The sequence below is a fragment of the Blautia sp. MSK20_18 genome (assembly GCF_020553125.1).
Taxonomy (GTDB): domain Bacteria; phylum Bacillota; class Clostridia; order Lachnospirales; family Lachnospiraceae; genus Blautia_A; species Blautia_A fusiformis.
The window spans coordinates 1-14498 of record NZ_JAJCGR010000054.1 but is presented as its reverse complement, the minus strand read 5'-3'; the positions used below and the strand labels follow the sequence as shown (position 1 = coordinate 14498).

Annotated in this window: 13 protein-coding genes; 12 read left to right on the top strand and 1 reads right to left on the bottom strand. The window is 39.1% G+C overall.

The features are described from left to right. Positions 1 to 332: 332 nt before the first annotated feature. The 5 genes from LI091_RS17165 to LI091_RS17145 all read left to right on the top strand — a co-directional run bounded on the left by LI091_RS17165 (position 333) and on the right by LI091_RS17145 (position 5224). Positions 333 to 1001 carry a hypothetical protein gene (locus tag LI091_RS17165; protein WP_173734608.1) on the top strand — a complete coding sequence of 223 codons (669 nt, stop codon included), beginning with the start codon at positions 333 to 335 and terminating at the stop codon, positions 999 to 1001. Between the two features lie 231 nt (positions 1002 to 1232). Further along, positions 1233 to 2423: a hypothetical protein gene (locus LI091_RS17160; protein ID WP_110102614.1), complete on the top strand. Its 1191-nt coding sequence runs from the start codon at positions 1233 to 1235 to the stop codon at positions 2421 to 2423. Positions 2424 to 2603: 180 nt separating this feature from the next. Next, positions 2604 to 3536 (top strand): DUF5688 family protein, encoded by a 933-nt coding sequence (locus LI091_RS17155; protein ID WP_173734607.1) that lies wholly within the window; start codon positions 2604 to 2606, stop codon positions 3534 to 3536. Between the two features lie 360 nt (positions 3537 to 3896). Further along, positions 3897 to 4739 (top strand): TIGR02452 family protein, encoded by an 843-nt coding sequence (locus LI091_RS17150; protein WP_173734606.1) that lies wholly within the window; start codon positions 3897 to 3899, stop codon positions 4737 to 4739. A gap of 101 nt (positions 4740 to 4840) precedes the next feature. After that, positions 4841 to 5224 (top strand): hypothetical protein, encoded by a 384-nt coding sequence (locus tag LI091_RS17145; RefSeq protein ID WP_173734605.1) that lies wholly within the window; start codon positions 4841 to 4843, stop codon positions 5222 to 5224. A gap of 37 nt (positions 5225 to 5261) precedes the next feature. On the opposite strand, the gene LI091_RS17140 is transcribed toward LI091_RS17145, so the two are convergent. Then, entirely contained in the window at positions 5262 to 6410 is a 1149-nt protein-coding gene (locus LI091_RS17140) for a leucine-rich repeat domain-containing protein (RefSeq protein ID WP_173734604.1), read from the bottom strand. 169 nt (positions 6411 to 6579) lie between these two features. Between LI091_RS17140 and LI091_RS17135 the strand changes: the two genes are divergently transcribed. The 7 genes from LI091_RS17135 to LI091_RS17105 all read left to right on the top strand — a co-directional run bounded on the left by LI091_RS17135 (position 6580) and on the right by LI091_RS17105 (position 14333). Further along, on the top strand, positions 6580 to 7149 hold the full coding sequence (locus LI091_RS17135; protein ID WP_173734603.1) for a hypothetical protein: 570 nt from the start codon (positions 6580 to 6582) through the stop codon (positions 7147 to 7149). A gap of 138 nt (positions 7150 to 7287) precedes the next feature. After that, positions 7288 to 8610, top strand: a complete 1323-nt coding sequence (locus LI091_RS17130; RefSeq protein ID WP_173734602.1) for a DUF5688 family protein — start codon at positions 7288 to 7290, stop codon at positions 8608 to 8610. 159 nt (positions 8611 to 8769) lie between these two features. Further along, the gene (recD2, locus tag LI091_RS17125) at positions 8770 to 11070 is read left to right on the top strand and encodes an SF1B family DNA helicase RecD2 (RefSeq protein ID WP_173734601.1); all 2301 of its coding nucleotides are present in this window, start codon (positions 8770 to 8772) and stop codon (positions 11068 to 11070) included. A 122-nt stretch (positions 11071 to 11192) separates the two neighbouring features. Beyond that, entirely contained in the window at positions 11193 to 11861 is a 669-nt protein-coding gene (locus LI091_RS17120) for a hypothetical protein (RefSeq protein ID WP_173734600.1), read from the top strand. 266 nt (positions 11862 to 12127) lie between these two features. Continuing rightward, complete coding sequence (locus LI091_RS17115; RefSeq protein WP_173734599.1) at positions 12128 to 12862, top strand: AAA family ATPase; 735 nt, start codon at positions 12128 to 12130, stop codon at positions 12860 to 12862. Between the two features lie 146 nt (positions 12863 to 13008). After that, positions 13009 to 13890 carry a metallophosphoesterase gene (locus LI091_RS17110; protein WP_173734598.1) on the top strand — a complete coding sequence of 294 codons (882 nt, stop codon included), beginning with the start codon at positions 13009 to 13011 and terminating at the stop codon, positions 13888 to 13890. 14 nt (positions 13891 to 13904) lie between these two features. Continuing rightward, on the top strand, positions 13905 to 14333 hold the full coding sequence (locus LI091_RS17105) for a hypothetical protein (protein ID WP_173734597.1): 429 nt from the start codon (positions 13905 to 13907) through the stop codon (positions 14331 to 14333). The last annotated feature ends 165 nt before the right edge of the window (positions 14334 to 14498 follow it).

Below are 14498 nucleotides of genomic sequence, written 5' to 3'. Positions count from 1 at the left end.
TAGCTGCGTAAAAAACAGTAGTGGTGGTATGGACCCACCCTGAATCTACGGGGCCCAGGCTCCGCACATCAGATGCTCGGTAATTTAATTGCCGAGTAGTTCACTTCTTTTGCCATTTGTTTTTTGTATGTTTGGAGTATATATGATTCAGCATCGAAAGTCAATGTTCTTACAAAAGTTGTAAGATTCGGCGAATTATACAAAAATAGCAGTGAAAAATCATTCAATATTACCACTTGTACATATAATCTTATTTTTTTACTTTTCAATCATATTAAAAATGAATCTTAAAAGTATATAAAATATATAAAAAAAGAAAGGAATCTATACATATGAACACAACAGAAAAAACAATCCAAGACCTTATCGTAACCCGCAATGCCTGCGGCAGCAGGATTGTATTGGACGGAAAATCATGTATCGCTCCGATAGACGATAAAGCATTTTTCGATAAATGCCTGATGTACAGCGATAGCAAGAATCTGCATGCAAAAAATACTGTTGCCTGGCGGCCGATGTCTGACGATTGGAAAGAACAATGCCGAAGCAATTCGTTCTGGTTTCAGGATACTGTCGCTGAGGCGAAAAAAATGTTCCCAGGAATGGATGAACGTCTGTTTGAGTTAAAAGCTCGACTTCTTGATTTTGCCGGTGAGGCAGTCTGCCTGCCTCCGTATGAAGAAGACCTGGAAAATATTTTGGAATATGGCCAGTTCTGGCTTGGATATAATGCTGAGATGGTGAAAGGTGAGGCATGCCAATGCCACAAAAATTCGGCAAGAGTATGGCAGAAGAATAAGGATAAAACAGTAATCTGCACCGGATATGCATTATCTGCTGATGGCATGTGGAGACAGCATAGCTGGTTGATACACCGCAAGCCAAGGTCAAATAGAATCGTAGAGACGACAAGACCGAGGGTTTTGTATTACGGCTTTGCGATGCCGCCGGAGTTGTCAGAAAGATTTGCTGACGAAGTTTTGGATAGTATTATGTTCTAGAATACACAAAGACCTGCGAACTTTTCGCAGGTCTTGTTTTTTTTGGTGCTATATTCTTTTTTAGCCCGGAAGTTCTTCTTTAATTTGGTCAAGATAAGCGCTCATTATCGGAGCCACCTGTTTAAAAGATATACGATACAGACGCCAAGAAAAACTTTTTCAGCATATTAAATCAGAGCAGAAAAAATACTCTGAGCTAATAAGAACATAGAAAAAAGGAGAGATTATTTAATGCTAAAAGAAAAGAAAAAAAATAAGGTTAAATCAGTTTGGAAGAATGGCGAGTTGAAAATTGTATTCGCAGAGCCGTCTATACAGGCACACGGAGGCGTTGTTTTTGCTGAAAGTGCAAGAGATATTTTATATTATTATTATACTGTTGAGGTATTCAAAAAGGTGAAAAGTAACTGGAAAAAGGAGTTTGATGTAAGCACATATGACTTTCCGGCACTTCTGGCAGCAGTAAAGATTATTGAATGCATTTTGGAGGATGATTTTACTGACGAGAGCTGGCAGGTCGATATGCGGGAAGGCGTGAATGGAAATATGAATATCACCTGGTATACAAAGACTTACGATACGTCGAGTTTTGCTAACGAGGATTATTATAAATTTGAACGTGTCGTACGGGTAATTGAAGGCGAGGATACGTCAGAACATTTCGTTTTCTCAGTCGGAAGTGGCCTTGATAATTGCAATTTTACGAAAGTACTGAAGTGTATAACTGCTACATATCTTAACCGTGCTGAGATTGAAGCTCTGCGTGATGTGATGAATGATTTTATTCAGAAAACGATTGATGACTTTAACAAAAAAGAGCGTAAAAGAATTGAATTGGAAAGAAAATCCTTAAAGATTGAAAACGGCAAGGTGTATGAATACAGAACCGTATATTTCGATGACCCTGACAATCTTGATTCAGTATATATCCCCGGGGATGTCATTGACTTCACAACGATTGAAAAGTACGACGATAAAGATATTTACATTGATTATCATAACTGTATCATCAAGTCAGTTGAAAAGAGTAACGCCGGTTCGGCGGGATATATTACAGTGACAGGAGGTTACAAAAATGGAGAGAATGGATTAAAAATCCGGCATCTTGAAGATAAGTCAATCAAAATTCCGCTTGAAATCATCACTCATGTTTTTAACGACATGTGTGATTCAGAAAAATTAAAATATACAAAAGAGCAGTGCCTTGAAGACTTCTGGCAGCTATTAACACCAGAAGAGAAAAAAGAATTTGTAAAAACACCTTTAAAAAAATTGGTCAAGAAGTGGAAGTATCCGGTCATTGATAGAACCTGGATGTGCAGAGATGAGCATGGGTTTGATGAGCCAGAGAAAGTTGCGAAATGGGTGGTAAAAAAGATGAAGAAGAGGTCTGAACGGGAAAAAGAAGAAAAGTTGGGTTAACGAAGGGCAGAAATCTCCGCCAGAAACACGCTTAGCTCAGACTAACGACTTCACTTATCAGCCTCTACGAGGCTTGGGTACACGCGAGCGCAGCTCGCGGTATCATATTCTGTACTTTAGCATATTCAGCATATTAAATGTGAAAAATAAAAATTTCACTTAAAGAAAGGAATGAAAGATATGACTAATATGAAGATGATGAGCAAAGAGGATTTTCTGAAAGTGCTGATGGGTTTGTTGGAAAATCAGGGGATTAAGACAAGCGTATTCATAATGAAGAAAGAGCATGGAAGTTATACCGGTATCCATAGGGTCTCCGATAATGATGGCGAAACTATCGCAGCAATTGTAAATGTCGATGATTTATATGATAAATTCATTCATGGAAAAGCAGGTGTGCCAGAAATGGTGGATATCGCAATGGAAGCTATGGATATATTGTCTATGTATCCATCTCAGTCGTCGCCTGATTCTTTAAAATGGTTATCGGATTGGAGTGTTGTTAAAAACCGGCTGTTTTTATCATTGTGCAATAAAAATGCAGTAGAATACCTAAACTCTGTAATTCACAAAGATATTCCCGGAACAGACCTCGCGTTAGTACCGAGGATATTTGCTTTTAATGATGGAGAATCATTTGCAACGTTACCATTAAGTCACAAGAACCTGAAATCTTATGGAGTTTCTGAAGAGGAACTGTGGAAGCATATTGCAGCATCAACGGTAAAACTTCAGCCTGCAAAAATCGATATCGCAGCAGCAAGACATGAACAGACAAACGAAATAGACGTAACTAATTCAATTATCAGTATTTCTTCTGGTTTTGGTTCATTTGGTGCAGCTGCTTGTTTCTATGATGGAGTGTTGGCGGGCATAGAAAATGTAATAAGAGAGAAGTTTTATATACTACCAATGTCATCACGAGGAGTATTAATCCTTCCAGAAAAACTTGTCAATGATGCAGGATATCTTAGTTTTGATGGCTGCTTAGACATTACAAGTTTTTGCCAGGATACAGCAGTGTATCGTATGCCAAAGTCGCACGAAGATTACCTGACAGATTCAGCATATTTGTATGATTCTGGCAAGCTTTCAGTCGTTAACACAAAATGATATACATATTAAAAGGACAGTAGCTATTACTGTCCTTTTTTGGTAAGATAACTTTATTTTTTAACTTCGTGCGAGGGTTCGAATCCCCACACGAAGCACTGCACTCAGCCTTATCGACGGGCGGGAAACCCGCCCTCGTCTGGTACACGCGAGCATAGCTCGCGGTATCACGGCTTCGCTTGTCAGCCTCTGTGAGGCTTGGTAACAAAGGTGTAAGCCTGAGTTATCAAAAAAACACAAAATTTCCATAAAAAAATCCTCAAAATTTTTCCACTCATTATTTTTTTAAGCATATTAAATTTGTAAGTGAAGAGACGAAAACACTACAAAAAGTTAAATTAAAACCTAAGGAGAAAAAAGATGAGTGTTTATTTCAATAAAAAAGATGAGTTAAAAGAAAAGGCTGTAAGTCATTATAAAATGATGGAGGCAAGTATGGGTGAAGAGATTGCCAAGTGTGTAAAAAACACAAGGGTTTATGGCGGTGATGGGATTGCGGTAACGTCTACTGCAAAAAAAGAGACAGATGACGTTGTTGCATTTGACAAGTATGATATGCAAATGAACGTTGTCGTGGACAACCTTGATACTGTCAGGTCTATGCTTGCTCATCGAGATGGAAAGACTGCTGTCCTTAACTTTGCAAGTTATAAAAACCCAGGCGGTAAGTTTATGGAAGGTTCCTCCGCACAGGAAGAATGTTTATGCCATACCTCTAACCTGTATAATGTTTTAAAAAGATTCCCAAAATACTACGAGTGGAATAAAAAACATAATAATAAGGCTTTGTATACAAACCGCGCCATGTATTCTGAAGACGTAACCTTCCTGGATGAAAGCGTCTGTGTTTATGGAGCGGACCCAATCCATGTGAAGGCTGATGTCATTACGTGTGCTGCCCCGAATTATTCTGCCGCAGGAAGGTACGCAGGAGTTGAACTGGATAAAAACAATGCGGAGTTATTCCGGAGAATTAAGTTTGTACTTGACATCGCGGAAGAGAACCATGTAGATACATTGATTCTCGGAGCCTTTGGCTGTGGAGTTTTTGGTCAGGATGCAGCAGTGGTCGCAAAATATTTCAAAAAATGTCTTAGTACATATGATTATCATTTTAAAAATGTATACTTCTCCGTATTGAACAGAGGAAAAAGTGAAAACTATGAAAAATTTAAGTTGATTTTTGGAGTAGCCAAAAAATAACACTTCGGTTGAGGTCGCACAGTGCGGCCTCGTTTTTTTTGGCGCAAAAATTTGGAGGCTGATTCAAAGTATGGTAAAATACAACCAAAGGAGGTATAGGTATGCGATATTACAGTACACAAAGGCCACTAGTTCCTGGTGGCTGCCCTAGAGCGGGAGTCCAAAAGGTCCACAACTATGACGAGAAAAAGTTTTGCGAGGAAATCGGCCGTGAGGCTTGGGGATATGTCGATTATAACAGAGAACTGACAAATGAGGAAGTGGAAGATTACGAACTTCTTCCGGCAGGAATTAAGAAATTCTGGGCCGTAACGACGACGTTTTGTGATGACGGTCATGTCGTTTCAGATATTACAGATGTTGTAGAAACGGTCAGAAAGCCAGAAGATAGTTTCCTAGAGACAAAAACGAAGGATATATATGTCGATTGGTTTGAAAATGAAGAAGAAGCAAAAGGGAAGATAAAAGAAGCGTTGAATGCGTAAAACGGAAAAAGCCGCTGAGAAATCAGCGGCTTTTTTGTCATAGGTCAAAAGTATCATCGATTGCTTTGTCAAATACTTCCTGCGTATTATTGGATTTACCAAGACGTTCCATAAGGTATGCTACAACAATAGTCTTTTCTTTTTTGCTGGCGATGGAAAGCAGTTCAGGAATGATTTTGTTTGATACTGTTCCAAGTTTAAGGAATTCTACGAATTCCTCCTGCGTTTTTTCTTCGATATATCGAATTGCCATATCCCTGCATTTCTTTTTCATGTAAGAAAAAGCATCAGGGTTTCTGGAAAGTCGATATTCCGCAAGTGCAGCAGCCTGTTTCTCGCAGGCATGTGCAGCTTTTAAGAATAGTCTTTTGCGATTGGGACCCATAATTATGCTTTCAAAATCACGATTTAACTTTTTTAATTCTCCCCGTTTTATCACACGTGGAAGCACCGCTGTATTCCCTTTATATGTAACTTTTACATAGTCATCAGAAAGCACACGTTCTTCATTGTAATACCCATCATCTTCCAAAACAATTGAAAAAATGAAGTTCTTTGGGATGCTATCGCTGATAATAACATGCTCAGCAGAGCAAAAAGCCTGATTCCCTATAGAAATTGAACCAGATGGAATTGTAACTTCTTTCAGCGAAGTGCTGCCGAATGCTCCTGCGCCGATGACTTTTAAGTTTTTAGAGAACGTAATATTGCGGAGATTCATGCATGGTGAAAATGCAAGCTCCCCAATTTCTTCCAGGGAATCCGGAAAAGTGATTTCGGAAATATTATTACACGAACTAAAACATTCATCTCCGATTTTTCGTATATTTTTTCCGAATTTAACATCGTGAACATCACTACACATAAATGCGCCATATTCAAGCTCAATTATACTATCAGGCATTATAATGGCACTTAATCTTCCGTTTCGGAAAGCATTGACACCAATGCGCTCAACGCCCTCATGAATCCGAATACGCCCGGGCCTGATAGCTGGACATTCCTCAAGAGTCTTTCCATCCTCGGAATAAGCAACACCGGTGTCTCCATATTTCCTATTTTTACGAATTTTATGTTTTGGTGAAAAAAGATTGAATTCACCTGTTCTTGAAATAAATACAGGGTTGTCTTCTTCCTGGACAGCTGACATGTCCATAAGTTCTTTTAAGTTATCCATAATACTCATAATATCTCTTCCTTTCTTTGTCTATTATGTCGTTTCAGATTAAATATGCAGGATTAAGAAAAAAAAGAAAAAACACAAAAAGAAATAAAAATTCAGCATACTGTACATGAAGTAAGAAGTAAAAAGAACGGCTGAGTTTTTGTCAGCCTTAAAAAATGGAGGAAAAAGTATGAACAAATTAACATTAAGACAGTTTATAGATGTTGTTAAAGCCCTGATGGAGGCGAGTTTAACGAAAGAGTATGGAATCAGGCTGGAAATCATGGAAGAGCCTGACGAAATATCTGATGATGGAGTCAAGGTGACTCTCAAGGTAGAAAAAGAAAGCATAAAAGAATGTACAAAGAGTAGGAAAATGTGTGAAACATATTCTTGTGACTGTAACAGTAATGCGTATTTTTTCGATATGGATGAGAACTATCACGATTACGAAGAGCGCATGGACAAAGGGGAAGAACCTGAATCTGATATCCTAAGAGATATTACGGATAAAATGCTAAAAAGTATTTCAAAAGAGATGGAGGAAAATCCAGAACCAGCTAAAGAGGAGAATAACGAGCGAGAGGAAAGCATCTGTTCGGATGATATGGATTCAGATTCCTACTCTGAAGATGATGCTGAGACTGACGCCGAAGAAACAGCGTTTGTGTGCAAATGCATTATGAAAGCGGCCCTGGTATGCGCAGCTATTCCAATTGGAATCTTCATTGCAAAACGTTATTTCTCTGACAAAAAGTAAGGAAGAAAAGATTAAAAAAACAGCTGAATTTTTTTTCGGCTGTTTTTTTGTTCATGCAAAAATTCTGCATATTGATTTTGTATCAAAAAATAAGGCAGGAGGCAAATACTCCTGACCAACAAAGAAAAGGAGAAAAACATGAATAAAATGAATTTAAGAGAATTTGCAGAGGTACTGGTGGCAATGATGAATCAGCAGGGCACAGTGTGCTTTCTGAATAACGACAATCCGGCAAAGCAGCTGGCTGTTGCAATGTCAAAAGGTGACGCATGTGCTTACGCTCCGGTTGCTCCTCTTTGGGACTCTTACGAAAAGGGGGCTGACCTTAATCAGATGGCAGCAGCAGTATCTATGGCTATGAAAGAGGGCTTGGATAAAGGCTCTGAAATGGTTAAGATGAACGCGGACAGATGTGCACAGCAGCCAGCCCCATCATTTAAGAAGCATGAGGCAAAAGAGACTTCTGACCGTTTTGCAAATATGGGTAAAAACCATACGGCATATTCAGCAGAACAAAACCAGGGACAGTCAAAGGCAACAAGGAAAGAATTCTTCCCGAATACTGAAGAAGGAAGACAGAAGGCAATGAAAATGCTGCAGGATATTATGGGGACTTTGCCAGACACTATGGCTGCACCAAGTGGATGTTCAGACAACAGATTTGTCTCCGACAGTAATAGCCCATGCAGTAGTGATTGCTCTTGCGGAAACGGATGTAAACCAAATCGGACATATCGCCCAGAGCCTGCAAAACAGGGCAATGATGACTATGACCCGACAGATGACCTTCCGGAAAACCTGCGCTCACAGCTTGGAGAGATTCTGAAGAGAATCGGTCTGCAGCCGCAGAACACGCAGAGCAAGCGTTTTGATTCGACCGATAGAGACTTTGTGTTGCAGACAGCATACCCAATGCTGGCGGACGATGAAACCATTGCAGCACACCCGGAGGCTTTATCTAGAAAAGTTCTGGATATGAATATCGTGTATTGTTTTCATGATAACAATAATAGCGTTATGAATGATGGTACCCGTGTGTTAGGGAAAAATTGCCTTGAGAGATTCGACCTTAAGGAAGAAGATGTCTATAATGCCGCAATCAATAACATTGTTGACAGCATTGTTGTTGGGGAGGCAAAAGATATTATTCCAAATACATTTGTAAATTTTGTGATTTTATCAACAGAAAAGTACAAATATGGTGCTGCGGCTTTTCTTGGCGCTGACGTGCTCAAGAATGTAGCAGATAAAATGGGTGAGTCTGCTCTTATGGTAATGCCAGTTTCCGAGGAATTTGTAGCTGTTTTCCCGGCATCAGATACAACGTCAATTAACGGGACAGTTTTAAAAAATGTCATTAAAGCATTAAAGAATCTGGCTCCTGATGAGGTATTATCTAACAATGTATATCTCTATGATAGGGAGCATAACCTGTTGGCAATGGAATCATACCAGCTCTAAATTCAAATAATTCAAATAAGCATCAGCAGAGTAATCTGCTGGTGTTTTTTTTGATAAAAAAATGCGTTAAAAATGTTAAAAAAAATGTTTTTTCATCATATTAAATATAGAAAAACAGGAGGTAATCACTGGCAAAGGGCCAGTTGCATATAGAAGACAATGTTAAAAGAAAGAGCAAAAGAATCTATAAAGTTCAAGGCAAAAGCCGTCATATATGAGAACGAAACTGGCTTTAAGATTATTGCCGGTGTGGCTTTTAATGCGAAGACAGGGGAAAGAATATGCAAATGCAGTATGAAAGGTCAGATGTTTGATGTCACTGATGGAGATGAAGTATTTGCAACGGGAGACTGGGATGAACATCCTAAATATGGAATCGGCTTTAAAATGGATGCTTATGTTAAGATTATTCCACAGGACAAAAAAAGTATCTTGTGGTATTTAAAACAAGGTAATATTGATGGCATATCACAAAAAAGGGCGGAGGCTATTGTCAATAAATTCGGTGACAATACTTTTGATGTGCTCATATATCAGACCGAGCTATTACAGCAGATAAAAGGGATTGGAAAGAAAAGCATTGAAAAGATAAAGAAATGTGCAAAGGAAAAGCTCGAAGAACAGAATATGATTCAGACTATCATGATGTATATTCAAGGCTTCGGCATCAGTCCTGCATATGCAAATCGTATTTATAAGCGTTACGGTCTTGATAGCATTAAGGTGATTAACGAAAACCCATATAGACTGGCTGACGAAGTGAAAGGAATTGGCTTTTTAAAAGCAGACGAGATTGCGCTGAAGAATGGTATGCCAAAGGATAGTCCGTTCCGTGTTGAAAGTGCTGTTATGTATGTATTAAAGCAGATGAGCGAAGATGGCGACGTGTTTGGGTGTAGAGAAAAAGTGGAGAAGGACTGCCGCGATTTCTTGCAGCTGGATATTTCTTATGTAGAAAACGCAGTGAAAGGCCTGATTCAGAAAAAGAAAATTATATGCGAAGACGATGCACTCTATCTGATTCCTCTGTATAAAGCAGAAACATATGCTGCAAAAAAAATAGTAGAATTGCTTCAGAGCAAAACAAAAAGGGTGAATGTAACAAAAAAAGAAGTAAAAGCAATGGGAAAAGAACTGGATAGGGATTACGCACCGGAACAGGTACAGGCTATTATAGAATCATGTCGGTCAAATGTACTAATCTTGACAGGGGGACCTGGTACAGGAAAAACCACAACAGTTAACGGAATCATCCATATGCTGAAAAAGCATGGGATGGATGCGATTTTGTGTGCAGCACCGACAGGTAAGGCTTCAAAGAGAATGAAAGAAACAACCGGAGAGAAAGCTCAAACAATACATCGTACCCTGGAAGTAAAAAGTGAAGGGGCATACGGCTTCAAATTTGGAAAAAATGAAAAAGCACCATTGGAAGGCGATGCCATCATTATTGACGAAAGTTCAATGATTGATATGGAATTGATGGCATCAGTATTAAAGGCTATTCCAGAAGGAATGAAACTGATTTTGGTTGGTGATATCGACCAGTTGCCAAGTGTTGGCTGTGGAAACGTATTGCATGAAATGATTGATTCTAATGTTGTTCCAATCGTAAGGCTGAAGACCATATTCCGTCAGGCAGCAGAAAGCCAGATTATAAAAAACGCGCATCTGATTAATGAAGGTGTTGTTCCAAGTTTCAAAAATAACAGAAATGGAGATTATTTTTTCATGGACGTTGACGGAATGGAACAGGAACGAATCAGAGACTATATCGTAACGTATGTGTGTGACAATTTGCCGAGATATTATAACGTGGGTGCTGATGAGATACAGGTTCTGGCACCAATGAAGAAAGGGCCGACTGGTGTCTGGGAGCTTAACGACTATATCCAGAACAGGATTAACCCGCCAAGTGCAACAAAACAAATTATACCATGTAATGACCACCTGCTGAGGGTTGGAGACAAGGTAATGTACACATGTAATGATTACGATAAAAAGATATTCAATGGTGATGTAGGCAAGATTGTTTCAATCTGTCTGACGCAGAATGAAGCAGACGATGCTGATGAAGACAATGCCGATGAAAGCGCAAAAAGAGGATTTGTTGTTGATTTTGATGGAAACAGAGTCCATTTTGATTTAAGCAAAGCGCAGGATTTTATCCTTGCTTATGCAACAACGATACATAAGAGCCAGGGAAGCGAGTATGATATCGTTGTGATGCCGCTTACAACCGCAAATTATATCATGCTGCAGAGAAACCTGTTGTACACAGCCGTGACACGAGCAAAAAAAGTATTCGTGTTATTTGGACAGAAAAATGCAGTGGCCAGAGCAGTTAAAAACCTCACTGTTGTCAATAGAAATACAAGGCTGGGGTCTAGGATATCAGAGAATGCAGGATTCCTGCTTGAAAAACAAAATGCAAAAAAGCATGAGCGCAAAACTGCTTAAGGCGGCTGTTTTGCGTTTTTGTATCAACAAAAATTCTTCATTATGAAGATATAAGAAATATGTAAAAGAAGAATGGGAATAAAAGCAATTTTTTACACAAAAGAGAAGGGAGGCCGGTTTGTATGGCATCAGAGAACGACAGACACGAAGCATATAAAAATTACATTGCTGCAAATGAGAGCACTGTTTTAAAAGGATTGGAAAATTGGCTTCTGTTTGGAAGGCCGATAGCAGAGGCAAGCATTTTATATGAAATAAGAAAATGCTTGGACCCATGGCCAACACATTTTATATTAGAAAATTCGCAGAGCAGGAAGGTTCGAGACGGTGTTTTATTGGAAAACGGTTATATTTGCAAAAATCTTACAATAAAAGATTTCTTGAACGAATTTTCAGGAAAAGTTTTCTTATGCGAGGGCGAAAATGGATATGACGAATATTATACGACTTACGGGGAAGAGTTAGACATCTCCATTGGAAGTGTAATGGAAAAAATGGCTAAAAAAGGAATGGAAGCTATTTTGAAAGACAAATTCAAATCGTATGATGCAGCGAGCTTATGCTCGCTTGCACCAGACGCGAACGGGGCTTCCGACTCCCACGTACGCATCCAATTACCTTCAGACCGATGGGCAAACAAGTTTGACCGCGGTTTCCCGTCCGTCGATGAAAACCTGCAAGATGAAGGTGTATTCATGGAATGTCTGTTCAAGGTTGTTGATATATATTCAGTCTTATCGGTTATCCGGTTTTATCGAATGGAAGAAATAACATTAAATGATATAAGATGATATGCATAAGAAAGTTGTTTTAAGGCCTGCTTTAGCGGTAGGCCTTTTGTAATGCAAAAAAAATAAAAAAGCTCGCAAAAAAACAACAAAAATAAAAAAATCAAGCATATTAATTACGTCAAGAAATAAACAGTTCGAAGTGAAGGAACTGCGAAAAATATACGTAGTGCCCCAAAAACATATTGAGGGCCGACTGGCAATGTGAGATTGACCGCGGCCTTCCGCCTAATAACAAAAAAAATTAGAAAAGGAGATTACAAAATTATATGGGAAGAAAATTTAAAATTGAAAGAGACTATTACGATGAGAAGGACTATTTATATAGAAAAATGCATGTAGAGTTTGAACCTGGCCTTACGGTCCTGATTGGATGCAATGGGTGCGGAAAAACCACATTGATGCGACAGGTTCGGTTACAGGTGGAGAAGGAGCTTAAAAATCCGTGTGTTATTAATTACGACAACTATATTCATGGCGGAGCATCTTCAATAAGCGAATCCATACTTTGCGGAGATATGACATTTGTTGCAGATAGTGTGATGTCAAGCGAAGGAGAGAAGATTGCATTAAATATGCAGAAACTATCCATGAAAATTGGTTCTCTTATGAAAAAATATCCGGACGAAAAAGAGTTTTGGATTTTTCTTGATGGAGTGGATAGCGGATTCAGTGTTGATGCGATTGAGGACTTGAAACGTGGCCTGTTTGATACTATATTTGATTGTTATCCGGATAAAGATATCTACATCATCGCAAGTGCAAATGAATATGAGATGGCCAGAGGAGAGAAATGTTTCGATACAGTCAACTGCAGATATGTGAATATTAAGTCGTATGAACGTTATAGAAGTCTTGTGTTAAAATCAAGGGAGTACAAAGATGAAAGGATTAAAAAGGCGGTTAAAAGAGCGGAAAGCCAGAAAGAAAAGGCTGCCGAAAAAGACTCTGATAATGTGAAGGAAAGCAGCTTCCAGGCTCGAGAGTGGAAGAAGGAGAGATAGGAAGGAGCAGGGGATAAAGCCCCTGCTTATTTCGGATTGGTGGAAGAGCCGCCAGACATCAAACAAACAATAATTATTCGCAAATATTTTCAGCTTGGCCGAAAATTCGTCATATTAATTCCACAAAAAAAAGAGGAGGAATTGATATGGCAATTTATGTGACTGGAGATACTCACGGTGCTAAACAATATGGATTTTACAGTGTTGATGGATTTATGCACAGATTAAATATAGATTCTTTCCCGGAACAAAAAATGATGACGAAAGATGACTATGTAGTAATCTGTGGAGATTTTGGTGGCGTCTGGGATTTTAAAGGAGAGTCTCCGGAAGAAAAATATAACCTAGACTGGCTTGAATCGCGTAATTTTACAACATTATTTGTGCCAGGAAATCATGAAAATTACGACCGTCTGGTTGGTATAAATGACAAAAAAGCGCTAGACTCCTGGATTTTTAAAGGACTGAGCGATGTAAAGAAAAATAGAATACTGAATGGATACCCACAAAAAGAATGGCACGGCGGAATTGTAAGAGAGATTCGCCCATCTGTTCTTATGCTTGAACGGGGATATGTTTTCGATATTGATGGGTGCAAGTGCTTTGCCTTTGGAGGTGCAAGAAGCCATGACATCAGCGGTGGAATCCTTAAAGCAGAAGAATTTGAAAGCAAAAAACTGGCTAATAAAGAGGCTGAAAGATGGAATCTTGAAGGAAAAACGTTTCGTGTAAATCATATTTCATGGTGGGAACAGGAAATGCCAGAGCAGATGGAGATGGAACGCGGCTGGGCCATGCTTGAAGATGAAAAATATAAAGTAGATTTTATTTTTTCGCATGACTGTCCGGCTTCTGATAAATATTTCATCCTGCGTGTGAATGAGCCTGATGAGTTAAACAGGTATCTTGAACAGGTAAAACAGAAAGCAGAATACAAAAAATGGTTCTTTGGGCATTACCATGAAAATATGATGATACCTGGAGGAAAAGACCTGTTGCTGTATGAGCAGATTGTACAGATTAACTGATAGGCGGTGGTCGTATGGCAATCCGGAAAGAAAAAGAAGAGATTTGCGGAAGACTCTCTACGAGAGTTGTCTACATTACAGAAGACGGAAAGCGGTTCTCTCAGGAGAGCGAAGCTTTCCTGCATGACGAGTACCTTAAATGGCAGCAGACGGCCAGGAAAATGGGCGTCAGATGTGTTGATGGCGGGTATTACTGCAAAAGCGAGCAGGCATTGGCGACCGTCGTGATAATGATGTCGTATAAGACAGGCCGGTATGACGGAAATCAGAAGAGATTTGTCAAATTTGATAACTATCAGAATTATAGATTTTCCGGCCCGGACCGGTATTTCTTCGAGCACGATGCATGTAAACCGTACCCTTACGGATACAGCGTTAAGTCTCTGACTCAGAAGAAACAGGAATTCGCTGAATGGCTGAAAAAATACGAGGAGAAAGCGTAGTGGCTTTCTCTTTTTTTGGTTTTTTTTCTCGCTTTCTTTTTTTGCATATTGGATATGTAAATGTTGCCAAAAAATCGGCAAAGAAAGAGAGGAATTTGTAATGGAAATGTATTTTAACACATTTTAGAGAAGAATTCTCCCGCCTCTAAGGCGGTGAGATGAATT